This is a genomic window from Algoriella sp., from assembly GCF_036647415.1.
Lineage (GTDB): Bacteria > Bacteroidota > Bacteroidia > Flavobacteriales > Weeksellaceae > Empedobacter.
In genome coordinates, this window is record NZ_JAVXKG010000017.1 from 1 (window position 1) to 25,308 (window position 25,308).

Annotated in this window: 23 protein-coding genes; 7 read left to right on the plus strand and 16 right to left on the minus strand. The window is 30.7% G+C overall.

The features are described from left to right. Positions 1-220 precede the first annotated feature (220 nt). The 4 genes from RSC72_RS08530 to clpB form a co-directional block, all read right to left on the minus strand. Positions 221-895, minus strand: coding sequence for a TIGR02117 family protein (locus RSC72_RS08530; RefSeq protein ID WP_332543642.1), 675 nt, complete (start codon positions 893-895; stop codon positions 221-223). 56 nt (positions 896-951) lie between these two features. Then, entirely contained in the window at positions 952-2,379 is a 1,428-nt protein-coding gene (locus RSC72_RS08535; protein ID WP_332543643.1) for a lectin-like domain-containing protein, read from the minus strand. Beyond that, complete coding sequence (locus tag RSC72_RS08540) at positions 2,379-3,209, minus strand: hypothetical protein (RefSeq protein ID WP_332543644.1); 831 nt, start codon at positions 3,207-3,209, stop codon at positions 2,379-2,381. The genes RSC72_RS08535 and RSC72_RS08540 overlap by 1 nt, the downstream gene beginning before the upstream one ends. Positions 3,210-3,355: 146 nt before the next feature. Further along, positions 3,356-5,968 carry an ATP-dependent chaperone ClpB gene (gene clpB / locus RSC72_RS08545; protein WP_332543645.1) on the minus strand — a complete coding sequence of 871 codons (2,613 nt, stop codon included), beginning with the start codon at positions 5,966-5,968 and terminating at the stop codon, positions 3,356-3,358. 432 nt (positions 5,969-6,400) lie between these two features. On the opposite strand from clpB, the gene RSC72_RS08550 reads away from it, so the two are divergent. Further along, positions 6,401-6,826, plus strand: coding sequence for a DUF2147 domain-containing protein (locus RSC72_RS08550; RefSeq protein WP_332543646.1), 426 nt, complete (start codon positions 6,401-6,403; stop codon positions 6,824-6,826). Between the two features lie 142 nt (positions 6,827-6,968). Beyond that, on the plus strand, positions 6,969-8,804 hold the full coding sequence (locus tag RSC72_RS08555; protein WP_332543647.1) for an ABC transporter ATP-binding protein: 1,836 nt from the start codon (positions 6,969-6,971) through the stop codon (positions 8,802-8,804). A 57-nt stretch (positions 8,805-8,861) separates the two neighbouring features. Here RSC72_RS08555 and RSC72_RS08560 read toward each other — a convergent pair whose 3' ends face one another. The 6 genes from RSC72_RS08560 to RSC72_RS08585 all read right to left on the minus strand — a co-directional run bounded on the left by RSC72_RS08560 (position 8,862) and on the right by RSC72_RS08585 (position 15,308). After that, the gene (locus RSC72_RS08560) at positions 8,862-10,091 is read right to left on the minus strand and encodes a 3-phosphoshikimate 1-carboxyvinyltransferase (protein ID WP_332543648.1); all 1,230 of its coding nucleotides are present in this window, start codon (positions 10,089-10,091) and stop codon (positions 8,862-8,864) included. A gap of 2 nt (positions 10,092-10,093) precedes the next feature. Further along, positions 10,094-10,420 (minus strand): nucleotide pyrophosphohydrolase, encoded by a 327-nt coding sequence (locus RSC72_RS08565; RefSeq protein ID WP_332543649.1) that lies wholly within the window; start codon positions 10,418-10,420, stop codon positions 10,094-10,096. An 88-nt stretch (positions 10,421-10,508) separates the two neighbouring features. Continuing rightward, positions 10,509-12,503: a DUF3857 domain-containing protein gene (locus tag RSC72_RS08570; RefSeq protein WP_332543650.1), complete on the minus strand. Its 1,995-nt coding sequence runs from the start codon at positions 12,501-12,503 to the stop codon at positions 10,509-10,511. Between the two features lie 8 nt (positions 12,504-12,511). After that, positions 12,512-14,404: a DUF3857 domain-containing protein gene (locus RSC72_RS08575; protein ID WP_332543651.1), complete on the minus strand. Its 1,893-nt coding sequence runs from the start codon at positions 14,402-14,404 to the stop codon at positions 12,512-12,514. A gap of 23 nt (positions 14,405-14,427) precedes the next feature. Next, positions 14,428-14,877, minus strand: coding sequence for a D-aminoacyl-tRNA deacylase (dtd, locus tag RSC72_RS08580; RefSeq protein ID WP_332543652.1), 450 nt, complete (start codon positions 14,875-14,877; stop codon positions 14,428-14,430). Positions 14,878-15,035: 158 nt separating this feature from the next. Next, positions 15,036-15,308, minus strand: coding sequence for a hypothetical protein (locus tag RSC72_RS08585; protein ID WP_332543653.1), 273 nt, complete (start codon positions 15,306-15,308; stop codon positions 15,036-15,038). A gap of 212 nt (positions 15,309-15,520) precedes the next feature. Here RSC72_RS08585 and RSC72_RS08590 point away from each other — a divergent pair, with 212 nt between their 5' ends. Beyond that, positions 15,521-16,396 (plus strand): DUF6268 family outer membrane beta-barrel protein, encoded by an 876-nt coding sequence (locus RSC72_RS08590; protein WP_332543654.1) that lies wholly within the window; start codon positions 15,521-15,523, stop codon positions 16,394-16,396. Here RSC72_RS08590 and rsgA read toward each other — a convergent pair whose 3' ends face one another. From rsgA to RSC72_RS08615, 5 genes are read right to left on the minus strand one after another with little or no spacing between them, the layout of a single operon-like run. Beyond that, positions 16,397-17,314, minus strand: a complete 918-nt coding sequence (rsgA, locus tag RSC72_RS08595) for a ribosome small subunit-dependent GTPase A (RefSeq protein ID WP_332543655.1) — start codon at positions 17,312-17,314, stop codon at positions 16,397-16,399. Between the two features lie 6 nt (positions 17,315-17,320). After that, on the minus strand, positions 17,321-18,400 hold the full coding sequence (locus RSC72_RS08600) for a bifunctional 3-deoxy-7-phosphoheptulonate synthase/chorismate mutase type II (protein WP_332543656.1): 1,080 nt from the start codon (positions 18,398-18,400) through the stop codon (positions 17,321-17,323). Positions 18,401-18,445: 45 nt separating this feature from the next. Further along, positions 18,446-19,294 (minus strand): prephenate dehydrogenase, encoded by an 849-nt coding sequence (locus RSC72_RS08605; protein WP_332543657.1) that lies wholly within the window; start codon positions 19,292-19,294, stop codon positions 18,446-18,448. Next, complete coding sequence (locus RSC72_RS08610; RefSeq protein WP_332543658.1) at positions 19,291-20,433, minus strand: pyridoxal phosphate-dependent aminotransferase; 1,143 nt, start codon at positions 20,431-20,433, stop codon at positions 19,291-19,293. The genes RSC72_RS08605 and RSC72_RS08610 overlap by 4 nt, the downstream gene beginning before the upstream one ends. Then, positions 20,430-21,251, minus strand: a complete 822-nt coding sequence (locus RSC72_RS08615) for a prephenate dehydratase (protein WP_332543659.1) — start codon at positions 21,249-21,251, stop codon at positions 20,430-20,432. The genes RSC72_RS08610 and RSC72_RS08615 overlap by 4 nt, the downstream gene beginning before the upstream one ends. 250 nt (positions 21,252-21,501) lie before the next feature. On the opposite strand from RSC72_RS08615, the gene RSC72_RS08620 reads away from it, so the two are divergent. Then, complete coding sequence (locus RSC72_RS08620) at positions 21,502-22,197, plus strand: ABC transporter ATP-binding protein (RefSeq protein WP_332543660.1); 696 nt, start codon at positions 21,502-21,504, stop codon at positions 22,195-22,197. 37 nt (positions 22,198-22,234) lie between these two features. Here RSC72_RS08620 and RSC72_RS08625 read toward each other — a convergent pair whose 3' ends face one another. Further along, positions 22,235-22,747: a thioredoxin family protein gene (locus RSC72_RS08625; protein ID WP_332543661.1), complete on the minus strand. Its 513-nt coding sequence runs from the start codon at positions 22,745-22,747 to the stop codon at positions 22,235-22,237. Positions 22,748-22,810: 63 nt separating this feature from the next. Between RSC72_RS08625 and RSC72_RS08630 the strand changes: the two genes are divergently transcribed. The 3 genes from RSC72_RS08630 to RSC72_RS08640 all read left to right on the plus strand — a co-directional run bounded on the left by RSC72_RS08630 (position 22,811) and on the right by RSC72_RS08640 (position 25,286). Then, complete coding sequence (locus RSC72_RS08630; protein ID WP_332543662.1) at positions 22,811-23,209, plus strand: hypothetical protein; 399 nt, start codon at positions 22,811-22,813, stop codon at positions 23,207-23,209. Between the two features lie 89 nt (positions 23,210-23,298). Further along, positions 23,299-24,390: a redox-regulated ATPase YchF gene (gene ychF / locus RSC72_RS08635; protein WP_332543663.1), complete on the plus strand. Its 1,092-nt coding sequence runs from the start codon at positions 23,299-23,301 to the stop codon at positions 24,388-24,390. Positions 24,391-24,488: 98 nt separating this feature from the next. After that, the gene (locus RSC72_RS08640) at positions 24,489-25,286 is read left to right on the plus strand and encodes a T9SS-dependent choice-of-anchor J family protein (protein WP_332543664.1); all 798 of its coding nucleotides are present in this window, start codon (positions 24,489-24,491) and stop codon (positions 25,284-25,286) included. The last annotated feature ends 22 nt before the right edge of the window (positions 25,287-25,308 follow it).

Genomic DNA, 25,308 nt, shown 5'->3' on the forward strand with positions numbered 1-25,308 from the left:
GGACCCTCTGATTAACAGTCAGATGCTCTAACCAACTGAGCTAAGGAGGAGTATCGTTATCGATATTGTGTTGCAAATATAGAGCAAATTTTGTTACTTCCAAATCTAAAATTAAAAAAAATGATGCGTTGAATGCCCTAAAACAGACAACTCTTTGAAAATGAATGATAAAAAATTTTATTTTTTTTGAAAATATTTATCTTAAATCTTAATTTGAATTCTATTTGTAATGATAAAAGATTCCTTGTTGTGTAGCCGTCCATAAAGGTGCTTCTTTATTTGCCGATTTTAAAGCGTTACTAGCCCATGTATTACATGTGAAAAATAAGCTATAACTACCTTTTGCTTCATAAAAAGCATCATTATTTCCGTAAACAGCATCTGTTTTTATTAATTCAACTTTATTATTTTGATCCAAATCATACGAATTCTTAATATAAGAGATTAATTGTTTGTATTCTTCGAGGCTCATATCAACTCTTTTACAATCTTCTCCAATTATCATTTCATCATAAAAAGTAGTGTGCATGGCTGAATCTCCTAACCAAAAAGCTGCTTTGAATGCTGTAGAGAATTTAAGATCTTTCCATTCGGGTGTGTCCAAATAAAAACCTTTATCGCCCCAACCAAAAGCAATGTATTTATATCCTTTTTTTGATTTTGTATCTGTAAAAGGTATAAAAGTTGACCAATCTATTGCTTCAGATTTTACAGGAACCACAATGTCTGTGTGTACGCCATTGGTCAAAATATAAGCTGTTATTTGATTATTAGAATCATTTTGAGTTTTATTAACGGGTATTAATGGAAGTAAAAAAACAGCCGAAATATAGAGTACAAGAAATCCTAATATAAAGACAATTGATTTGAAAAGTAGTCGAAAGAATTTTTTCATAATAATGTTGGTTTATGCTAAAATAATAAAACCTACTCAAATAGAGTAGGTTTTTGTTATTTTGATTTTATATACATCATAGGATTTGTTGTCACTTTACATTGATATCGCCTTATAATATCTGTAGAAGTATTGTTACTTAAATCTGGGTCTACAATTTGTGTAGAAGACACATCTACTGTATTAGCAACTTGAATATTAGGTTTGTTTATGGTTCCATTTACAAAAATTACTCCAGTAGAATCGGCTGGTAAACCTATTGTTGCTTTAAAATTATTTCCATTATTCTGAACTGTAGGATTTGTAATATTAGAGGAATAAGTGATTGATTTTATAGTAAATAAGTTTGTATTAATTAAAGCTCCTCCAACTTTATCTAAAAATTTACTATCAACTTGAATAGAATTTATCGCGGTAGAATTAGAATTATTAACATTAATACGAAAAGTTACATCTTGTTTTTGTAATTCATTACAAGCTAATGGAACATCTACAGAGTTAAAAACACTTAAATTTCCTGTTGTTGTAATTTGTAAATTTCTAATTTCATGATTATTATACGCTCCACCAGTAGACGCTGCAAAACCAATTTTTAATGTAGAGGGAATTGTTTGAGTAGTTGTATAATTGATTAATGGAGTTGCGTCATAGTCTGTATTGATAGCTCTTGCCATAAAAACTTGTATCTGATATCTTACAGGTGTTCCTGCAATAGGTTTTACAATAATTTTTATTTTTCTGTAGAATTGAGCATCAGTTGGTCGGGTAGGAGTTAAAACATCATAATCTAATTCACTTCTTAAACGCATGTTATTAGCAGTACCTGTTCTATCACCCAGTTTGTAATACGCAAGGATTTGGTTTGATGATGCTGGAGTGGATTCGTTTGTAGCACCCCTCAAAACAATTGTATTTGGAATTGTTGATTCATCCGTGGGTGTGTTAGGATCTTTAGGTATTGATCCTCCTCCAACTAATAAACCACTTTTACCCTCTCCTGTATTTCCGAAATTTCCAAAAGAATCTAATCCAATACCAATATAACCACCTCGTAAACCATTGGGTACAGCTGGAGCAGTAGCTGTATTTTTGGCATATCCTAACGAACTTCCGTAACCGCCAAGACGAAAGTTAGATGAATTTACAGTACCATCAAACAGAAAAACAGAGAATCCGTCACCACCAGTATAAGAGAGATCTTGTTTAGAGCGCCATGCTTTGAATTCAAATTCAGAAATAATTCCTAATGTAGACGAAAAGGCTTGATCGATAAAAGCATAACCTCTTTTATTTGCTTCAGCAGTTGTTAATCTTAGCCAACCGTCACCATCAGGATCAGATTTTCCTCCTGTTAATTCTGCAACTCCACCAAATTTGATAGTGCTTGTAGTTGTTTTAGATTTGAAATTTTCATTGATAATGAATTGTGCATCAACTATTTTAGATCCAATCAATACGATTAGTATTATAAATAAATTCTTCATTATTTTACGACAAATACAATATTCATATACGATGCAGAAGTGGCAGATCCAATTACATTATACGTCATAACGCCATCTGCACTTATAGATGTTACATTGAAAACTGTTGGGTCAAAATAGGTTACATAATAATACAATTGATCTTTTGTGTAAGAAGGAATTGTCGCAGGAGCACCGCTACTTGCTACTCTTGGTGTAGAATATTGAGATAAATATTGACTATATAAATCTATTGTACGTCCAGTTCCTAATGTTGATACATCAATTGTGATAGAAGGCATGTAAAATACTTTTGGTAATACAGTATTTACAGCTTTTAAAACACCATTTGTACTTGCAACTACAACTTTATCTGTAGTAGAATCTCCGTTTGTTAATCCGCTAAGAGCAAGTGTATTTGTAGCTGTTGTAGCAACTGTTGTAGGAGTTGTTAAAGCACCACCTAATGCTACATTTTGGTTAGAATTAATATTTAATCCGTTGATGGCAGAAAGAACATTATCTTGTCCATTCATCATTTTTATCCATTTACCAGCATTTGCAGCATCGGTTTGTTTCCAATAATAGTATCCCTCTGTTACATCATTTTTCGTTGCAGTATTGTAAACAAGCATAGAATTTGCTTCGTATTGTTGTGCAGTTGTTGTAGAACCTGCTAGAGTAAAAGTTGTTGTATTGGTTAATGCAATTCTAGTTATTAATATTCCTTGTGTAGATGATTTAACATCTAGAATAGAAGAAACATTTGGAGTGCTAGTTCCAATACCTACCTGGCTAAAAATTATTGAACTAAATAATAGTAATATACTTGTTATTATTATTTTAAACATGTTGATTATAAATTATATATAAAGATGCAAAGTTACAATTAACTTTAGTCTTGAATAATGACTTCTATTATGTTTTACATAAATAAAGAATCCGTTAATCTTGTAAATTAACAGATTAACGGACTCTTTATTAAAACTTAGTACTCTTATTTGTTTGTTCGGAAAACTAATTTATTGTCACCAGGTTTTTCATCGAAATAATCAACTAAAACGGCATCATTATCATTAATTTCACCTTTTAAAATTTCTTTAGAAAGTTCATTCAAAACATCTTGTTGAATAACTCTTTTCAATGGTCGTGCACCAAATTGTGGATCGTACCCTTTTTTCGCTAAATAATCTATTGCTTCTGGTGTAATATCTAGTGTTATATCACGAAGAGCTAATTTTTTAGCTACAGCATTCAAGTAGATTGTTACAATTCCAGAAATTTGATTTTCGCTTAACGGACGGAATAAAATAATTTCGTCGATACGATTCAAGAATTCAGGACGGAAATTTTGTTTCAATTCGTCAAAAACAACCTCTTTTGTTTCATTATAAACTTGTCCAACATTATTTTCATCAATATCTGCAAATTTTTCTAAAATAGTATGCGAACCAAAGTTAGACGTCATAATGATTATCGTGTTTTTGAAGTTAACAACGCGTCCTTTGTTGTCTGTTAATCGACCATCATCTAAAACTTGCAATAATATATTGAAAACATCTGGATGTGCTTTCTCTATTTCATCTAACAAAATTACAGAATATGGACGACGACGAACAGCTTCTGTTAATTGTCCACCTTCATCATAACCAACATAACCTGGAGGTGCTCCTACCAAACGTGAAACAGCATGACGTTCTTGATATTCGGACATGTCTATACGTGTCATTGCGTTTTCGTCATCAAATAGAAACTCAGCTAAAGCTTTCGCTAATTCGGTTTTACCGACACCCGTAGAACCTAAGAATAAGAACGAACCAATCGGTTTTCCTTCGTCACTTAATCCCGCTCTAGAACGACGAATTGCGTCCGATACAGCTGTAATTGCTTCTTCCTGACCTAAAACACGTTTGTGTAATTGTTCTTCTAAATTTAAGAGTTTTTCACGGTCAGATTGCATCATTTTCTGAGCAGGAACACCTGTCCATTTTGATACAACTTCTGCAATATCATCCGAATCAACAAATTCTTTTACCAACTTGTTTTGCGAATTTTTCTCAAGATTTGCTTCGGCATCTTCTAAATCTTTTTTAGCATTTACTAAATCTTCAAATTCTAATTTAGAAGCTGTAGCATAGTCATAATCACGTTTTGCACGTTCTATATCAAATTTTATGTTTTCGATATTTTTACGCAAATCTTGTACTTCATCTGCACGATTTTTTTCTGCTTGCCATTTTGAGTTTAATTGACTTCTTTCATCTTGAAGATTAGATAATTCTTCCTTCAAAAGATTCAATTTTTTCTCATCATCTTCACGTTTTATTGCTTCAATTTCGATTTCTAACTGAATAATTCGACGATCTAACTTATCTAAATCTTCTGGTTTAGAATTCATTTCCATTCTTAATTTAGAAGCGGCTTCGTCCATTAAGTCAATCGCTTTATCAGGTAAAAATCGATCTGTAATATAACGAGTTGATAATTTAACAGCTGCTATAATTGCTTCGTCTTTAATTCCGATTTTATGATGTTGCTCGTATTTATCTTTAATTCCTCGTAAGATAGAAATTGCAGACTCTTCATCTGGCTCTTCCACCATTACTTTTTGGAAACGACGTTCTAAGGCTTTGTCTTTCTCAAAATATTTTTGATACTCGTTAAGCGTTGTTGCTCCGATAGAACGTAATTCACCACGAGCCAAGGCAGGTTTTAGGATATTTGCAGCATCCATAGCACCTTCTCCTCCACCACCAGCACCAACCAGCGTGTGAATTTCATCGATAAACAAAATTATTTCTCCATTAGAAGAAGTTACCTCTTTGACAACCGCTTTTAGACGTTCCTCAAATTCCCCTTTATATTTTGCTCCCGCGACCAAAGCTCCCATGTCTAAAGAGAAAATCTGTTTGTTTAATAGATTTTCAGGAACATCTCCGTTGATGATTCTATGCGCTAATCCTTCTGCAATAGCAGTTTTACCAACTCCAGGTTCACCAATCAAGATCGGATTGTTTTTTGTACGACGAGATAGAATTTGTAATACACGTCGAATTTCTTCATCACGTCCAATTACAGGATCTAACTTTCCTTCTTTTGCTAAATCTGTTAAGTTTTTAGCAAATTTATTTAATGAATTATATGTGCCTTCTGCGTTTTCAGAAGTTACTCTTTCTCCGTTTCTCAATTCTGTTACTAGTTTTTTTGTGTTATCGAATGTAACGCCTTTGTTTTTTAGTAATTGACTTACAGGCGAAACATTCTTGATTAAACCTAATAATAAATGTTCTAAAGTGATAAAATCATCATTCATCTCTTTTGCAATTTCTTTTGCAACTTGCAGAATTTGATTAGATGAATTAGAAAGATGATTTCCTTGCTGTCCCTCAATTTTTGGGTACTTATTGATCTCAAGGTCTAATTCCGGTTTTAAAAGATCTATTTTAACACCTTGTTTTTCTAAGATTAATGAAATTACATTTTCATCAACATCCAACATTCCTCCAAAAATATGGGCAGGCTCTATTGCTTGATTTTTATGCTCAACAGCAATTTGTTGGGCGGACTGAATTGCTTCTCGCCCTTTTATAGTAAATTGATTAAAATCCATTGTTTTTTAGTTTTTTATGTTTGATTGTGTTTAATAGTCATCAAAAAAAATTCCAAACTGATTTTAATTTAAAATAACTGACTTTTTGACGTTAAAAAATAAAAAAGGAGACATTTTGACAATAGGTCATTTTCGCATTTTTATAAAATTTAATTTATGTAGATATAAAGAATGATAAATGATCTATTTTATAAAAATATAGATTTTAAAAATAATTATTATGTTAGCATAGTTTACACTAAATTGTCTTTAATGAATAATGTTATTAAAAATTTATCTATAATTTTATTTAAAGCTATTTAATTGTTTTTGAGTTGTTTAATTGTGTTTTGTTATGTAAAATAATTAAATTTTGTAAAAATTTAGATGTAGTGTTTTGATTACACTAAAATTTAATATACTTTAGTGAAATAAATTTTAAAGGATAAAAATATGAAAAAGTCAATTTTATTCGGATTATTCTTTATGTTGACATCTTTAATGTATGCGCAATCGCCAATTGGAACTTGGAAAACAATTGATGATGAAACGAAACAGGCGAAGTCTTACGTAGAGATTTTCGAGAAAGATGGTAAACTTTATGGTAAAGTCTCTAGGATTTTAACAAAAGGAAAAGAAAATGCTAAATGTACAGAATGTGCTGGCGCATTAAAAAATAAACCAATTTTAGGAATGCAAATTCTTTCTGGTCTTAAAAAAGATGGAAATGAATGGAGTGGAGGTAAAATCTTAGATCCTAATAAAGGAAAAGAATACAAAGCAAAAATGACCCTAAATGGAAGTGATAAATTAGATGTAAGAGGTTACATTGGAATTTCATTGGTAGGAAGAACACAAACTTGGCAACGAGTTAAATAAAAACAAAAAAAGGTTACTCTGAGTAATCAAACCCACAAAATTTTTACTCTATAATGACTATTTTATATTTAAAGTAGTCATTATTTTTTTTGCGTAAATTTGTAGCTTCAAAAGTTTCTTTTGAGCGTTTTAAAAAAAATCAATGAGTTCATATAAAAACAGAGCATTTTCTTATATAAAACCTTACAAATCATCATTTGTTACGGCAATTATTTTCAATTTATTATATGCATTATTTAACATTATTGCTTTAGCGTTTATGATGCCTATATTGAGCGTTCTCTTTGGAGAAGATAAAAAACATATTACGAGTAAACCAATTTATTCGGGGCATTTGGTTGATTTGAAACAATTCTTTTCTGAATATTCAGGATATTATATGAATCAACTTTCGCAAACCGAAGGACCAGTTTATGTTTTGGCAATTTCTTGTGTTGTATTTATTGTGGCATTTTTGTTCAGAAATATTTTCAGTTTTCTTTCGGAGACATGTTTAGTCGATTTGCGTTCAGGTGTTACACGCGATTTACGTGTGGATATTCACAATAAAATTATCGATTTACCTGTTGCATACTTCACAGAAAAACGAAAAGGTGATATGATAAACCGTATTTCGAGTGATGTTAACGAAGTAGAATCTAATATTCTGAATTCTTTTGTAGAGCTTGTGCGTTCACCAATTATGATAATTGTATTTGTAACGTTTTTATTTACAATAAGTTATCAGTTAACAATATTTGCTATTTTGGTATTTCCAATAATGGGAACAATCATTTCATTGATTGGTAAAAGCTTGAAAAAAGCTGCTGAACACGCGCAAGATGAATTATCAAATATTATTGCTTATGTTGATGAAACGTTGACTTCGCTTAAAATTATTAAGATTTTTAATGCAGAAGATCAAGTAAAAGGTCGTTTCGATACGTCGATAAATTTGTATCGAAAATACTTGCAAAAAGTAATGAAAAAACGTGCTTTGGCTTCACCAACAAGTGAGTTTTTAGGTGCAATAACAATTGGTTTGATCGTATTTTTTGGAGGAAAATTATCATTAGAAGGAAATGGTTTATCAGGTTCAGAATTCATCTTTTATATCGCAACTTTTTATACATTATTAGATCCGATTAAACGTTTTTCGAAAGCATTATCAGATGTACAAAAAGGAGAAGTTTCTGCAAAACGAATTTTTGATGTATTAGATTCTGATGTTTCGATAAAAGACTTACCAAATGCAAAAGGAATTGATGCTTTTGAAGATAAAATAGAATTCAGAAATGTAACGTTTGGTTATGGAAAACATAATGTTATTGAGAATTTTAATTTAACAATAAATAAAGGAGAAACAGTGGCTTTGGTTGGACAATCTGGCTCAGGAAAATCGACTTTAGCAAATTTAATTACACGATTTTGGGACGTGAAATCTGGTGAGATTTTGATTGATGGAATTGATATCAAACATGTCAAATTAAACGATTATCGTACCCTATTTGGATTGGTAACGCAAGATTCAATTTTATTTAATGATACTATTTTTAATAATATTGCTTTAGGAGATAAAAATCCGAGTCAAGAAAAAGTAGAACATGCCGCTCAAATTGCGAATGCAGAAGAGTTTATTGTAAAAATGCCAGAGAAGTATCAAGAATCTGTTGGTGAAGGAGGAGGAAAGCTTTCTGGAGGTCAAAAACAACGATTGAGTATTGCGCGTGCAGTGTATAAAAATCCGCCAATTATGGTTTTAGACGAAGCAACTTCTGCTTTGGACACAAAATCTGAAAAATTGGTACAAGGTGCATTGAATAATATGATGCAAAACCGAACTTCTTTGGTTATTGCACACCGTTTATCGACGATTCAACAAGCAGATAAAATTGTTGTGATGGACGCTGGTAAAATTATAGAACAAGGAAGTCATTCTTCGCTTATAGAAAAAAATGGAGTTTATGCGAATTTAGTGAATATGCAGAATTTTGAATAAAACTTAATTCTATATCATTAAAAAATCCGCTACTTAAGCGGATTTTTTTGTATTATTTTAAATTGATTTTATAGTAAAACCTAATTGTTTCCAATCTTCCCAAAAAGTTGGGTAGGATTTTTCTACTACCATTTCATCTTTTATTCTTATTGTAAAAAGCTGTGCCAGTGGTGCCATACACATTGCCATACGATGATCGTTATAAGTTTCTAAAGTTGGTGTTTCAGTAAAATCTTGATAACCTTCTATTGTTAAAGAATCGTCTGTAATTGTAATAATTGCTCCAAATTTTTCTAACTCATTTTTTAATGCAACTAAACGATCTGTTTCTTTAATTTTTAGCGTTTCTAAACCTGTTAAATGGCATTTTAATTTCAATCCAACACAAGTTGCAGCAATAGTTTGTGCAATGTCTGGAGTGTTGATTAAATTCAATTCGACTGATTCTTTAAATTGAAATTCTGGATTATTTTTTAACGTTAAAATTCCATTTTCAAAAGTAGAAATTACGCCAAAATTGTCCGTATAAATTGTCTGTAAGGCAGAATCTCCTTGTAAAGAATCTTCGAAATAAGTAGAAATTTTAATTTCAGAATTTTTAGCTAAAGCAATCAAGCTGTAATAATATGAAGCCGAACTCCAATCCGATTCAACTTGTATTGTTTGAGATTGAATAGATGCTGTGAAAGGAATTGAAATTGTATTTCCTTCAAAATTTGCATTAATTCCAGCTCTATTTAATAATTGAATAGTCATTTGAATATATGGAACTGAAATTATTTTTCCATCCAAATTAATCGTTAATCCATTCTCTAATTTCGTTCCAATCAAACACAGAGCCGAGATATATTGCGAGCTGATGTTTGATGGAATTGTGATAGAATCTTGAGTTATTTTTTTCCCTTTGATTTGTAATGGAGGAAATCCTTCATTTTCTTGATACGAAATTTCTGCTCCCAATTTGTTTAATGCATCAACCAAAACCTTTATTGGGCGTTGTTTCATTCTTTCTGAGCCTGTAAGCGTGATATTTCTATCATTTTGAATAGAATAATAAGCAGTTAAAAAACGCATTGCTGTTCCAGCGTGATGAATATCGATTAAATCTGATTGGTTTGCTAATGCTTTTTGCATCAATTGAGAATCTTCTGAATTTGAAACATTTTCGAGTTTCAAAACATTCTCAAATAATTGATTTAATAACAATAAACGATTGCTTTCACTTTTAGAGCCTGTAACGGCTAATTGATTATTTATTGGGGATTGATGTGCTGAAATTTCAATCATTTTTATTTTAATTTATCATTATTTTGATGACGATCGTGGTCGCGTTTTGTTTTGTAATCTAACTTTTTATAAAAAGCAGATTCTAAATCAACACCAGTTTGATTGGCTAAACAAATTGCTACAAAAATTACGTCGGCTAATTCTTCGCCTAAATCTTTATTTTTATCTGATTCTTTTTCTGATTGTTCCCCATATCTACGAGCAATAATACGCGCAACTTCTCCAACTTCTTCTGTAAGTTGTGCCATATTTGTTAGCTCATTAAAATAACGAACGCCATGTTCTTTTATCCAATTATCGACATCTAATTGTGCTTGTTGAAGACTCATGATTTTTATTTTTTGTTTGAGAAGCTAAAAGTACAAAATAAAAAACCACTCAATGAGTGGTTTTAGTCTAGAGTTATAATTTTTTTGATTATTGTTTTACCAAAATTACTTGTTGTCCTTCTGTATTAATAATATTTGTTAAAAATTCTTTTAAAGGTTTATAATACTGTGCAGGTAAAACACTATAAGGCATTATTTTTTGCGCTTGAGCAATTATAAAACCATCTTTTTCGATTACTTTATAAGCATATCCACCAGCTTGATCAGGCATTGTAAATTGCTTTTCTGTAGGTAAAGATTCTACTTTGTATCCTTCTGGAATTTTTATTTTGATGGTGTTTGTATTCGTTGTAGGTGCACCAAATTCAATATTATAATTACGTTGTTCTAAATTTAGATTATGCTTTGTATTAGCTAAAAATAAGAATGGATTGAATAAAATTTTATTTCCTGCAACATCTACTTTTACATCATTAAATTTGAATTGATGACGAATTAAATTTTGTTTATTGTCTTGTGTTTTAAAATCAGAAATCTCAAAATTATAATCTTCTGTGTATTCTTTTTCGAATGCTTTAGGATCATTTGCGATATCATTCAAATCGGACATGTAGAAATAATTGTCGCGTACACTAGAGTATATTCCTGTAAGATTTCCGTCTGCTTTAAGATCTGCTGTAATTGTTTTTTTATCAGCCGACATAGTAGAATTACGAAGTGTAATTTCTTTCATTCCTTTATCTGTTACCATAAATCCTCTATCGTTAATAGCGCGAATAGGTAATAAATTAATTTGAGAGTTTTTGTCTGTAGCATCCATCAAGTAAAACTCTTTATTGATTGTTACACCAGCAATTACATAATTTAATTTATTTCGAGAAGGAAAAGAATAGTTTAAAACACCATTATTAACAGTACTTAAAACAATAGGATTTGCATCAAGACCAGCTTTTCGAAGCATAGCGATTAACATTAGATTAATATCTGCAGAGTTTCCTGATTTTTCATTAAATGTTTTTTTAATTCCGTTATCAGTATATTTACTTACATAATCATTGAATGTGTAAGTATTGCGAACATAATCAAATAAAGTCTGCATTTTTTCTTCAGGCGTATTTTTTCCTGCAATAATAGCATTTACAGGTTCATCTAAAAAACCATTTCCGTTAAGTTCTCGTCCAAAGTTATCATTGTCTAGTAAGTCCTTTCCAATTTTTTCCCAAGTTGTCGAAAAATTTTCAGTGGTTCTACCAGGAACTATATATGATGATAATTCGAAACGTATACTTGCTAATAAATTGCGAGAATTTAATACGTAAGCTTCTCTTGTATAGTTTGGTAGGTTTGTTAGAGTATATTTTACCGTGTTTATAGATAATTTTTGTTCAGATACACTCGTATTTGAATTTCGTCCTCTTACAAATTCATTTAAAGTATAAGTATCTTGTTTTGAATCTCTAACTACTTTTGGGGAAAATCCACCTCGTAAATCATGTTGATAAATCAAGAATTCGTGAGATTCTAAAGTAAAGTTACTATTTACAACTGGTACAGATTGTTGAAAATACCATGTATCTGTATCACTATAAAATGGAGAAAGAATTTCGTATGTATATTCTAAAATAGAGCCGTTTTTTACATTAGGAAATGAAAACGTCTGTTTGTCTAAAAAACGATGAACTTTTTCTGTAAAAATATCTTTCTTCTCGACCTTTTGTTCTACAACTTTCCCATTTTCGAGATTGTATGTAACGGCTTTAAGTGATAAAATTTTATCCTCATTACCCGATCCATTTCCTTTGTATAATGGAATTTCTATTTTTAATACATCATCAGGTGTTTTATCCTTATCAAAAACAATAACGCGATAAAAAACTTTTTTTGTTTGTTCTACACCACCTTGGTTTGTATTAAAACTAATTTTGTAATTACCATCTGCATAAAGAACTTCGGCTGGAGCATCAGTTTGTATGGTACTTTTTGTTTTCTCAAAATCTTGTTTTGTTACTTTTCCAAATTTTACATCTTGTGCAAAACTAGATAACGTAGCAATAGAAGCTACAAGTGTTATTAATGTCTTCATAAGTGTTATTATAGTTTTTCTAGTAATAGTTTTGTATTATCATAACCTGCAATTTGTCTTCTGAATTCGACATATTCGTTGTATTTTTCTTTAGAAAAATCACCGGTTAATTGTGTGTAAACTCTTTTTATTTCGAAATTATTTTGATCTTTTGGATTAATTTCTAAGCTATATTCACCAAAAACAGACTTTACTTTTATAGTTTCAAAATGCTGTGGTACTTTATATCCACTTGGAATAGTTAATACATAAGAAACTTCGTCAACATAACCAGATTCAACTTTAAAATCGAACTTTCTATCTTTTGTTTTTTTCAAAGAAGTTTCTTCACGATTAATAGGAATGATATTGATGATAATATTATTTCCTTGAATTTTCGCATAATTTGGAACAGAAAAATCAAAATTTGACGTAAAGATTGCATCATTCCAATTGTCATTAAACTCTTTCTTATTAAATTTAATTCCTTGTAAATTAGAAAAACGATTTTTTAATCTTAAATCCAAATCCTTTTCCGTTAATTGGGCATATCGTGCAAGGTTTTCATAAATCAAACCTTTAGAAACTTCTGATAGCTTTGTATTAAGTGTTCCATCAGCAGAAATAGTAGCTGATCCATTTACCAATAATTGATTTGTTTCTGGCTTAAATTGTTGAGAAGGAATTATTTTTCCACCAGTTTCATCTAAAATAAAAACTTTACGATTAGCTGTAAAATCACCTAAATAATTAAATGCAGCAGTTTGACTTGTAGTTTCTAACCAGATATCTTCGTCTTTTAGTGGAACATATAAAATAACATGATCACCTTGTAAATACATCATATCTTCGGTCATGTCTTTTGGCGAAGAGCCAGAGTGTACTTCGGTGTAATACGATTTTATACCAACAGCATCTAGCATAGATAGCATGTAGTTTGTTAACGCTTTACAGTCACCATAACTTTTGCTTTCTACATAAGACGCAGGATAAGGGGAAAGTCCTCCAATACCCAGTTGTACACCAATATAACGTACTTTTTTCTGTAAATGTTTGTACAGAATCTGAACTTTTTCTTTGTCAGATTTTGCTTCTTTTACCAATCCTTTAAAATATTCTTTTTGAGGCGAAGTAAAATCTTGTTTTCCGTTTACAAGATAAGTGTACGTCCATTTTCCGTAATCGTTCCAATTGTCGTAATTTCCTTTTACACCATCAATATTGATTTGATTTGAAGCTAAAATTGCATTTGGGAAAATATTACGAATACTAACCATTTTATCTTCTTCGTTAAAAGCAGGAATATGATTATATGTATAGTTTAAATTGTTTTGATCTCCCGTTTTTTGAATATTAAATCCAGTAAAATTATTTTCTTTAAGACGAATTGTAGCATTTGTTTTATTAGAAAACTGATAACTCGATTTTTCTACGGAAAGATTTGGTGCTTTTATCGGAAACCATTTTGGTATTCCTATAGTATTTTTGGTTGTTGTTGTAATTTTATAATGGATGGTATACGGGTAAGATGTTGGTGTAAAATTTAAATATTTTATGCGATCATCTGTATACATTTGTCCGTTAGAAACAGCGCTTTGATCTAATAAATCTTTTGATTTAAATTTCTTTACTTCTTTACCAAAAGCATCATATAGTGTAGCTTCAAATACATCAATTTTTGTATTTGGATTGTAGTAAGCTTGTGCGCCAACGTAGTTGTCTCCAGCTTTGCTTAGCACAGTTACAACAACATTTTCTGTGTATTTTAGTTCGTCGACTTTTAGTAATTCAATTTTTTCGTCGTTTTGACGAACAACCGCATAAGCGTCTTTTACCAAATCTGCCGGAATTTGATCTACAGCATAATTTTGTGCATAAATAAATGAACAAATAAATGTGGAAAAAAGTAGAGTTTTTTTCATTATTAATTTTAGTGTTTAGTCGTTTATTCTCTATTTTTAGAATCGATAAAAATGGTTACTGGACCATCGTTTAGCAATTCAACTTTCATGTCTGCGCCAAAAATTCCTTTTTGTACAGGTTTGAAATTATTTTCTAAAAGATTTAAAAATTCTTCATATTGCTCATTTGCTAAATCTGGTTTCGACGCTTTGATATAAGAAGGTCTATTTCCTTTCTTAACAGCTGCATGCAACGTAAATTGCGAAATTACTAAAATTTCTCCATTAGTTTGTTGTATATCTAAATTCATCACGTTGTTTTCATCATTAAAAATTCTTAATTGTATTATTTTCTTTATGATCCATTCAAAATCTTCATTTATGTCTTCAGGTTCAAAACCAACTAAAACTAAAATTCCGTGATTAATATTTCCTGTAATTTTTCCATCTACAGTTACAGACGCGTGTTGAACACGTTGTAAGATCGTTCGCATATTATGTTTCTTATAATTAGATAAAATGAGTAGAAATTTAGTGATTTTTTATGATTTTATTTAAATAATTTTAAGAGGTTTGAAGCAATAACAAAAACGCTATAACTTTGTTAGGATAAAGTTATAGCGTTGTAAAATAGGTAAAAGTTATTTATATATTAATTCAGTTGATTAAAATAGATGTCTTCTGGAGAAATTATAACATAATCTAATTCATAAAGATTCGAAATTTCTTTCGCAATTAATAATTCTCTTTCAATTTTATGAATAATTTCTAAGTGATCATTTTGATCATGGCAAGCAACATTCCATAATGTATTTGGATTGATAGATTGCCAGTTAATCGATTCTAAATGGTTAGTGAATTTTATTTTCTGTTCTTTTGTACATTCCACAAAATCTAAAGCAACTTGTATGTATAAATTATCCATCTTCATCAATTTTAACAAAGGTAGATGGTACAAAAAGATATATTTTACGGGAAACCGTATTCTGAGTAAATAAATAAAAATCTTAATTTTTACAATATGTTTTTATTTAATTTTTTGCGGTTTTATTTAATATAATCAATTGCAAATGATTAGATATTTATGATTATATCAAAATAAACGCTATTTTAGTGTTATATTAATAAAAAGCTACCATGAAAAAAATTACCTTATTCTCTTTTCTAGCGTTTACAAGCACGCTGTTTTCTCAAACAAATAACGATCCTATTTATGTAAATTACAGTTATTTTCCTAATTCTAAAATGGATAAAATAGATAATGAAGCGACTTTGAATCTTATAGAAGCCAATGTAATTTTACCAAAATTTGATCTTACAAAAACAACAGAGGTTTATACAAATATCAATTACAAATCGTATATGTATGATTTAGAAAAATCGGAAGAAATTTTTCCAGATCAATTAAATGATATAAGATTGGGATTAATTATTCGCCAGAAATTGGCTGAAAATTGGGAAATGATTATTTCACCAAGAGCAAATCTTAGAACTGATTTTTCTGATAATTCTACTAAATATGGAATTTTCCCGAGCCTTAATCTGATTGGAATAAAATCATCTAAAAAAATAGAAAAACTTTCTTATGGTCTTGGAGTTTCGTATAATAATGATTTGAATAAAAATACAATAATTCCTTTAGGTTATTTGAGATATGAAACGGAAAAATTAAGAATTAATGCTATTTTACCAAGTTTTGCTTATGTTATTTTGACGCCAACAGATAAGATAGAATATGGTTTGAGCTACAATCTTGATGCAGCAATTTTCCATACAGATAAAGGATTAGAAACTAATCCACAAATTTATATGAAAACGTCTAACATAACTATTGCGCCAACATTTGGATACAATTTTAGTGGTAAATTTTGGTTAAATGCAAAAGCGGGTTACGCAATGTTTAGACGTTATCAGGTATTAAATGATGATTTTAAAGATGTCGCTTATACTGATGACAATAAAATAAAATCAGGATTATTTTTTGGACTTGGAGTTAGTTATAGATTAGAATAATTATTCGTTATAAATTTCTTCCTCCAAAAAAGTAAGGTAATTTTCGTAGCGAGAAATGGCAATTTCTTCATTTTTCACAGCGTCTTTTACCGCACATTTAGGTTCATTAAGATGAATACAATTATCAAATTTACATTCGTGTTTCAAGGCTAGAATTTCAGGAAAATAACCTTGTAAATCAGATTTATCAATATGAACTAAACCAAACTCTTTTATACCAGGTGTATCAATTATAAAGCCACCAAAAGGCCATTGGTACATCTGTGCAAAAGTAGTGGTATGTTGTCCTTTGCTGTTAAAATCAGAAACTTGATGAGTTTTAATATTTAATTCAGGATTCAAAGCATTCAATAACGTAGATTTTCCAACACCAGAATGCCCGGAAACTAAACTTACTTTATCTTTCATTTGATCCTTTACGGAATTTAAATTTAGACCAGTTTCTGCTGAGATATCCATGCTTTCATATCCGATAGAATTGTAAATCGATTTATAAATAGCTAAATCTGCTAATTCATCTTCCTTGTAAATGTCAATTTTATTGAATAAAATAACGACAGGAATTTGGTAAGCTTCTGCTGTGATCAAAAATCGATCAATAAAACCAAAAGAAGTTTTTGGATTAGAAAGTGTTACAACCAAAAAAGCAACATCAATGTTTGAGGCAATAATGTGTGTTTTTTTGGAAAGATTTACCGATTTTCTGATGATGTAATTTTTGCGCTCGTGTATTTTTGTAATCACGGCAATATCATCTTTATCAATCTCGAAATCAACTTCATCACCAACCGCAATAGGATTAGTGTGTTTGATGTTCGCTATTCTAAACTTCCCTCTTATTCTTGCTTGGTAAGTCGCACCATCTTCTGTAAGAAGATGGTACCAGCTACCAGTAGATTTTATTACAATTCCTTTCAATATGTATTATATTTTTTCTTCTTTTTTAACCATAATTTGGTTTTGTTGCGCTACAGATTCTTGGTGAATTGCCTGTAACAATTTATCAACAAAATCTTCAGATAAACCTAAAGAAACTCCTGCTTTTATGGAGTTGTCTTTGATTTGTTTCCAACGATCTGGTTGAAAAACCGCAACGTTATGATCTTTTTTCAATTCTCCGATAGAGTTTGCAACTTTCATTCGTTGAGAAATAGTATCTAAAATAGAGTTGTCTAACTCATCTATTTGATGACGTAAATTCTCTATTCCAGTTTTGTAAATTGCGTCTGGATCATCAGATTGACGAATTTCTAAATCTTTCAAGATCTCTAATAAACGAGCTGGAGTAACTTGCTGAGCTGCATCAGACCACGCTTCGTCTGGATTGTTATGAGATTCTATCATCAATCCATTGTATTCAAAATTGAATGCTTGTTGAGCAACATCAAATAAACCTTCTCTGTTACCACAAATGTGAGATGGATCACAGATAATAGGAATATTTGGTAATTTATTTTTGAAATCTAACGCAATTTGCCATTGTGGGTTATTGCGGTATTTAGTCTTTTTATACGTAGAAAAACCACGGTGAATTGCACCTAAATTTTTGATTCCTTGAGCCTCTAAACGCTCTAAAGCACCAATCCATAAATCTAAATCTGGATTTACAGGATTTTTTACTAATACAATTTTGTCTGTTCCGCGTAAAGCTTCAGCAATTTCTTGTACCGTAAAAGGATTTACAGTAGAACGAGCACCAATCCAAAGAACGTCAACATCATATTCTAACGCTAATTTAGCGTGATTTGCATTGGCGATTTCAGTTGCGATTTTCATTCCGAATTCGTCCTTTACTTTCTTCAACCAGTTTAGTCCAATTGCACCAACTCCTTCAAAACAATTTGGTTTTGTACGAGGTTTCCAAATTCCAGCACGAAAAATTTGTACATAATCTTTGTCCAAATCTTCGGCGATTGTCATCATTTGTTTTTCACTTTCTGCACTACAAGGTCCAGCGATGATCATTGGTTTATCGTATTCTTTTATCCAGTTATTATTTTCCATAACATTTGCAAATTTAAGGTTTAAAATCTATTTATTTGAGAGTAATTATTTATTTAATATTCGACGTATGTCGTTTGTGTTTTTTAAATAATGATGAATTTTTTCTGAATCTTTTTCATCAATCATTTTTCTAATTTTTGATAATTGTGTTTGATAAGCGTCTATTGCATTAAGCAAATTTTCTCGATTCTGAATCAAAATTGGCGTCCACATATCAGGAGAACTTTTTGCTAAACGAACCGTCGATTCAAAACCAGAACCTGCCATATCAAAAATAGCTTCTTCGTTTTTTTCTTCCTCCAAAACCGTCTGTCCTAAAGCAAAAGACGTAATGTGCGAAAGGTGCGAAACGTACGCAATGTGTGCATCATGAGCTTCTGAAGTCATTGTACTAACATTCATCCAAAGTGATTGGTAAATTTTTTTCACTTTTTTTACCGCGTCTTTTTCACTTTTATCAACGTCGCATAAAATGACAACTTTGTTCAAGAACAACTCTGGAAATGCAGCTTTTGGTCCCGAATTTTCTGTTCCTGCAATAGGATGCGTTGCAACAAATTGTTTTCTTTTGGGATGATTCAAAACCTTTTTGCAAATTCCAGCTTTTGTAGAACCCATATCCATTACAATTGTTTTATCATTTATTTTATCTAAAATTTCTGGTAAAACATTTTGAATAGAATTTATCGGAACTGCTACTACAACCAAATCTGATTGTTTTAGAGCTTCATCCAATTCTGCAATTTCATCTACAATTCCTAATTCTAAGGCTTCAATTTGATGTTTTACATCTTTATCTATACCAATAATTTTTTCGGCAACGCCAACTTTTTTTAAGGCTAAAGCGAAAGAACCTCCAATTAATCCAAGTCCGATGACTGAAATTGTTTTCATGATTCTAATCTTTTTTTGACTTCAATTAACTTCTCTATTGGTGCACAAAGTGAAAATCTGATAAATCCTTCGCCATTGCTTCCAAAAATACTTCCTGGTGTGATAAATACTTTTTTGTCATATAAAATAGTATCAATAAAATCTTTATCATTTATGCCTTCTGGTAATTTTGCCCAAATAAACATTCCGGCAGAATCTTCGTTGTATTTTACGTTTAACAAATCAGCAATTTCCCAAATTACTTTTCGTCTTTCTGCGTATATTTTTGTCAACACTTCGTACCAAGAATCGTCAACCAAAAGTGCTTTTGTAGCAGCTTTTTGTATCGCAAAATTCATTCCCGAATCCATATTTGATTTCACTTTTAGAATAGAATTGATAAAATTTTCTTTTCCAATTACCATTCCGACACGCCAACCAGCAATATTAAAGGTTTTGCTTAACGAATTCAATTCAATACAAACGTCCTTTGCGCCATCTATAGACAAAATACTTGTCGGTTCATCATTTAGGATAAAACTATATGGATTATCATTCACGATTAAGATTTGATGACGAGTTGCAAACTCTACTAATTTTCTAAGAACGTCTTTCGGAGCCTTTGCTCCAGTGGGCATATGTGGGTAATTAAGCCACATAATTTTCGGTTTTTGTTCGGCTAATTTTTCTAATTGATCAAAATCTGGTAGCCAATCATTTTCATCTTTCAAATCGTAATACAACGGTTCTGCTTGTACTAATTCTGTTACCGAAGTATAGGTCGGATAACCAGGATTTGGTATTAAAACTTTGTCACCTTCATTCAGAAAAGCCAAAGAAATATGCATAATTCCTTCCTTAGATCCTATTAGCGGTAAAATTTCTGTAGACGGATTTGTGTCTACATTAAATTTTGATTGATAGAAAGTTGCAATAGCTTCCCTCATTTCTGGAATTCCGCGATAACTCTGATAACCATTGATTCCGCTTTGTGAGCTGTTGATTAATTCCTCTATAACTGATGGATGAGGTTGTAAATCTGGACTTCCAATTCCTAATGAAATAATTGGAATATCGGTTTTCATGTTTGCTATTTCTTGTAATTTTTGTGAGAAATAGTATTCCTGAACACTTTGTAATCGTTGGGCTTCTGCTATCATTCTTTCCCTTTTTTGAATTCGCCTAATATTTCTAAATCAGTTAATTTTCGTGCAATTTTTCCAAGTAATTCATAATACTGTTCTTTTTGCTCGAATGTAATATCGATATGAAAAGAGTATTCCCAAGGTTTTTCTATGATCGGAACAGATTGTATTTTGTCCATATTAATTCCACATTCTGCAATTTGATTTAACACATCAACCAAAGCACCAGATTTGTGTGGAACCGAAAAACGCATCGAAACTTTATTAAAATCTTCATAATCGTTATGCTCACGTTGCAAAACAAAAAATCGTGTGAAATTATCTTGAAAAGTTTGTATGCTCGATGCCAAAATGTCTAATCCATAAACTTCTGCGGCTTTTCTCGACGCAATTGCTGCAACATCATTCAAATCTTGATTTACAATATCTTTTGCTGTTAAAGCTGTGTCAATATCATTCACAATGCGCCAATTTGCATGTTTTTCAAGGAATTTATCACATTGCAATAAAGCCATTTGGTGAGAGCGAACTTCTTTTATATCATCTAAATTTTGTCCTTTCTTAACCATCAATTGATGTTGAATTGATAAATAAATTTCTCCAACAACTTTTAAATTATATTTTGTTAACAGCGCGTAATTTGGTAAAATAGCTCCAGCAATTGTGTTTTCTATTGCCATTATTGCTTTATCTACCTTTCCCTTTGCAAGCGACTTTGCTAAAGTTTTAAACGTGTCACATTCTACAATTTCGATATCATTTCCTAAATAAATATTGGCAGCTTCGTGATGATATGAGCCAATATATCCTTGTATTGCAACTTTTGTTTTCATGTGTTTTGTGCAAAAAAAAAGTCCCACAAACGTGGGACTTTATATTATCTTAATATGATGTTAACAATCAATTTTGACAACGCAGTCCCTGCTCTCCTGGATAATATCCAAAAAAGTAAAAGAAAAATGCGTTAAAATAATTGAATGTTGTCATTCTTGGTTTCTCTATAAATTTGAGCTACAAATCTAGATATTTATTTTCTAAATGAACAACTATTTTTTACTAAATTTATCAAAAAATTTTTATCAAATGGGAATTGTTATTAAAGATTTAACAAAGAAATACGGAGAACAGTTAGCTTTAGATAAAGTTTCGTTTTCGATAAATAATGGAGAAGTAGTAGGATTATTAGGGCCTAATGGTGCTGGAAAATCTACTTTGATGAAAAGTATTACCAATGCAATCAATCCCGATTCGGGAGAAATTTCGGTAAATGATTACAATGTTTCTTCTCAGCCAATTGAAACAAAGAAATTAATTGGTTTTTTACAAGAAAATAATCCATTGTATATGGATATGTATGTGAAAGAATATTTAGAATTTGTTACGAATATCAGAAAAGTACCGAAGTCAAAAATTGACGAAGTGATAGATAGAGTTGGTTTAACGCCAGAAAAACATAAGAAAATTCATCAATTATCTAAAGGTTATAAACAACGTGTTGGTTTAGCGCAAGCGATAATTTCTAGCCCAGAAATTTTGATTTTAGACGAACCTACAAATGGTTTGGATCCAAATCAGATTATAGAGATTAGAGAAGTGATAAAGGAAATAGGGAAGGAGAAAACCGTTATTCTTTCTACTCATATTATGCAGGAAGTGGAAGCGCTTTGTTCACGTGTTATTTTGTTGAATAATGGACGAATTGTTGCAGATCAATCTATAGAAGAATTTAAAGGACAATATAAAAACTTGGAAGAAGCTTTTCATGTTTTAACAAAATAAATAAATCCGCTCGTAGAGCGGATTTATTGTTATAAATTTATTTCTTTTTCAAGATAAAAACTTCTTTTATTTTTTCTGGATTAACTTTTTCATTTTTCGATGTTGTTTCTAATTTTGCAATTAAGTTTCCAACTTCATCTTCAGAAGCAGGACCACCAATGTTTTCACCATTTACACGAGAATCTTCCAAAACTTTTCCGTTTGCATCTAAAATCACCCAAAATGGTAAACCTTGATCTTTTCCACCTAATTTCTCGTTAATTTCTGCACCACCAGGTGTTTCTAAATTCTTTTTCTCTGCACGTTCTTGTACCGTGATAAAAGTTTTTACATAATTAGAATCAAAATATGATTTTACAATAGGATCGTCCATGTTTTTTTCCATTTTTTTACACCAACCACACCATGAGGCATGAAAAATTAGAAAGACATTTTTATTTTCGACTTTCGCTTGGTTTTGAGCTTTCGCTAATATTTCTGTTGCTGTTTGTGCGTTTACAATTCCTGCAAAAAGAATCATAAGACTAACGATTAAAGGTTTTAATTTCATTATAATAAGTATTTAAGTAAATTTAATAAATAAATAGTATTTTCAATAAAAAACTAACACCTTATGAAACATTTTTACGGATTTGGAATACTGATTTTATTTACAAGTTGTGCGTCAAATAAAATAAAAACAATTGAAGGAAAATGGGAACAAGAATTTTTAGGATATAAAACCGAGAAAACAAGTGTTCCCGTGACACACAATGCAGCTTTGATTGATATTAAAAAAGATGAAAATACATTGAAAATTGAATTCGACTTTAATGATGGTTACGAAAAAGATAAAACAGATTCGGTAGGCTTTAAGTATCCTCAACTCAAATTCAGAAAAATTAATTTAGATAAATCGTCCAATTATTATAGTTTGATTTATCAACCAAATTGCGATTGTTTTTTAGGTGAAATGAAGTCTTTTTCGGGAAATATTCTCAATATAAAATTGAACAGAGTTTCTGCACGTTAGTAGATTAAAAAATGAAATCATTATCTTTGCACCAAATTTTAGGACAGAAGTTCTATTATTCAATTGTTTAAAAATAAGATACATCATATATGAAATGTGGAATTGTTGGATTACCAAACGTAGGTAAATCTACTTTATTTAACTGTTTGTCAAATGCAAAAGCACAATCGGCAAACTATCCTTTCTGTACTATAGAACCTAATGTAGGAACTGTTTCTGTGCCAGATACTCGTCTTAATCAATTAGAAGAAATTGTGAACCCGGAGCGCGTTGTGCCAGCAGTTGTAGAGATTGTTGATATTGCAGGATTGGTAAAAGGAGCGAGTAAAGGAGAAGGTTTAGGAAACCAATTCTTAGGAAATATCCGCGAGTGTAATGCAATTATTCACGTTTTACGTTGTTTCGAAAACGAAAATATTACACACGTTGATGGTTCTATTAATCCTATTCGTGATAAAGAAACGATTGATATCGAATTGCAATTAAAAGATTTAGATACAGTTACAAAACGTATTGATAAATCTAAAAAAGCAGCGAAAGCAGGAAATAAAGACGAACAAAAAGTAGTAGAAATTTTAACTGCTGTTACGGCTCACTTAGAGGAGTTGAAGAATGTTCGTGAAATGGATTTAGATGAAAAAGAGCAAGAAATTGTAGATACATTACAATTGATTACGGCTAAACCAGTGCTTTATTTATGTAATGTAGATGAAGCTGCGGCAAAAGATGGAAACGAATGGGTGGAGAAAGTAAAAGAAGCCGTAAAAGATGAGCACGCAGAAGTGTTAATTTTAGCAGCGCAAATTGAAGCTGACATCAATGAATTAGAAACTTTTGACGAACGTCAAATCTTTTTAGAAGAATTAGGTTTACAAGAACCAGGAGTTAATCGTTTGATTCGTTCGGCTTATACATTGTTAGATTTAGAGACTTATTTCACAGCGGGTGTAAAAGAAGTACGTGCTTGGACAATCAAAAAAGGTTCTACAGGACCACAAGCTGCAGGAGTTATTCACACTGATTTCGAGAAAGGATTTATTCGTGCTGAGGTAATTAAATTTGAAGATTTTATTACTTACGGTTCTGAAGCTAAATGCCGTGAAGCAGGAAAATTAAACGTAGAAGGAAAAACTTACATTGTAAAAGATGGTGATATTATGCACTTCTTATTTAATGTATAAGATAAAATAATATATTTTTTTAATGTTTGGCTCAATCTTTTTGATTGAGCCTTTTTTTATATATATTTATCACAATTAATATTTTAACACAATTATATATGATTAAAAATTTATTTTTTTTAAGTGCTTTAATGCTTACTTCTCAACTGTCTGCGCAAACAGTAATTTTCGAAGAGAATTTTGATACTCCAGAAAAACAAGCGCTATGGACAATAGGAGATCGAGATGGAGACGATGATACCTGGGAATTCTTAAATGCAGTAGAAAATGAGTTACCTAATTTTTCTGGAGATTTTGCAGCGTCTTTTTCATGGTATTTTGACGCCTTTGATCCTGATAATACATTAACAAGTCCTTCAATAAAATTACCAGAAGGAAATAATATTATGTTAGATTTTAAAGTAGCTTCTGGAGATGTTGAATTGTTTAATGAACATTATGCGGTTTATGCAATTCCTGCTAATTCAACTTTTACAGGTTCGGAAACACCAGTTTTTGAAGAAACATTAGATGCTTCTTATGAAGATGTTGCGAAAAACGTTAATGTAGACATTTCGAGCTATGCAGGACAAAATATTCAATTGGTTTTTAGACATTATAAATCACCAGATATTTTTTATATTGGCTTAGATGATGTTGTAATTACCCAATCTCAATTATCAACAAATGATGTTAATAAATCAAAAGTGGCTGTTTATCAAGATGAAGCGAATGGTTTGGTTAAAATATCAGGTCTAAATGATGTGAAAAAAGTGAAATTATTTGATTTGTCAGGAAAACTTATTTCAAATGTAAATCACTCTGAAATGAACATTTCAAATTTACCAAAAGGTATTTATATCGTTAATTTTTATACGAATGATGAGGTTATTTCAAGAAAAATAATTAAAAAATAATTTTAAGAAAAGGCGTTTATAA

Excerpts from the sequence above, each read along its gene's own strand:
- RSC72_RS08590 (WP_332543654.1), top strand. The coding sequence starts at position 15,521 with ATGAAAAAAATTACCTTATTCTCTTTTCTAGCGTTTACAAGCACGCTG.
- RSC72_RS08610 (WP_332543658.1), bottom strand. The coding sequence starts at position 20,433 with ATGATAGCAGAAGCCCAACGATTACAAAGTGTTCAGGAATACTATTTC.
- clpB (WP_332543645.1), bottom strand. The coding sequence starts at position 5,968 with ATGGATTTTAATCAATTTACTATAAAAGGGCGAGAAGCAATTCAGTCC.
- RSC72_RS08530 (WP_332543642.1), bottom strand. The coding sequence starts at position 895 with ATGAAAAAATTCTTTCGACTACTTTTCAAATCAATTGTCTTTATATTA.
- RSC72_RS08605 (WP_332543657.1), bottom strand. The coding sequence starts at position 19,294 with ATGAAAACAATTTCAGTCATCGGACTTGGATTAATTGGAGGTTCTTTC.
- RSC72_RS08535 (WP_332543643.1), bottom strand. The coding sequence starts at position 2,379 with ATGAAGAATTTATTTATAATACTAATCGTATTGATTGGATCTAAAATA.
- RSC72_RS08560 (WP_332543648.1), bottom strand. The coding sequence starts at position 10,091 with ATGATTGAAATTTCAGCACATCAATCCCCAATAAATAATCAATTAGCC.
- RSC72_RS08640 (WP_332543664.1), top strand. The coding sequence starts at position 24,489 with ATGATTAAAAATTTATTTTTTTTAAGTGCTTTAATGCTTACTTCTCAA.
- RSC72_RS08555 (WP_332543647.1), top strand. The coding sequence starts at position 6,969 with ATGAGTTCATATAAAAACAGAGCATTTTCTTATATAAAACCTTACAAA.
- RSC72_RS08615 (WP_332543659.1), bottom strand. The coding sequence starts at position 21,251 with ATGAAAACAAAAGTTGCAATACAAGGATATATTGGCTCATATCATCAC.
- RSC72_RS08630 (WP_332543662.1), top strand. The coding sequence starts at position 22,811 with ATGAAACATTTTTACGGATTTGGAATACTGATTTTATTTACAAGTTGT.
- ychF (WP_332543663.1), top strand. The coding sequence starts at position 23,299 with ATGAAATGTGGAATTGTTGGATTACCAAACGTAGGTAAATCTACTTTA.
- dtd (WP_332543652.1), bottom strand. The coding sequence starts at position 14,877 with ATGCGAACGATCTTACAACGTGTTCAACACGCGTCTGTAACTGTAGAT.
- RSC72_RS08575 (WP_332543651.1), bottom strand. The coding sequence starts at position 14,404 with ATGAAAAAAACTCTACTTTTTTCCACATTTATTTGTTCATTTATTTAT.
- RSC72_RS08625 (WP_332543661.1), bottom strand. The coding sequence starts at position 22,747 with ATGAAATTAAAACCTTTAATCGTTAGTCTTATGATTCTTTTTGCAGGA.
- RSC72_RS08565 (WP_332543649.1), bottom strand. The coding sequence starts at position 10,420 with ATGAGTCTTCAACAAGCACAATTAGATGTCGATAATTGGATAAAAGAA.
- RSC72_RS08600 (WP_332543656.1), bottom strand. The coding sequence starts at position 18,400 with ATGGAAAATAATAACTGGATAAAAGAATACGATAAACCAATGATCATC.
- RSC72_RS08585 (WP_332543653.1), bottom strand. The coding sequence starts at position 15,308 with ATGGATAATTTATACATACAAGTTGCTTTAGATTTTGTGGAATGTACA.
- RSC72_RS08540 (WP_332543644.1), bottom strand. The coding sequence starts at position 3,209 with ATGTTTAAAATAATAATAACAAGTATATTACTATTATTTAGTTCAATA.
- RSC72_RS08570 (WP_332543650.1), bottom strand. The coding sequence starts at position 12,503 with ATGAAGACATTAATAACACTTGTAGCTTCTATTGCTACGTTATCTAGT.
- RSC72_RS08550 (WP_332543646.1), top strand. The coding sequence starts at position 6,401 with ATGAAAAAGTCAATTTTATTCGGATTATTCTTTATGTTGACATCTTTA.
- RSC72_RS08620 (WP_332543660.1), top strand. The coding sequence starts at position 21,502 with ATGGGAATTGTTATTAAAGATTTAACAAAGAAATACGGAGAACAGTTA.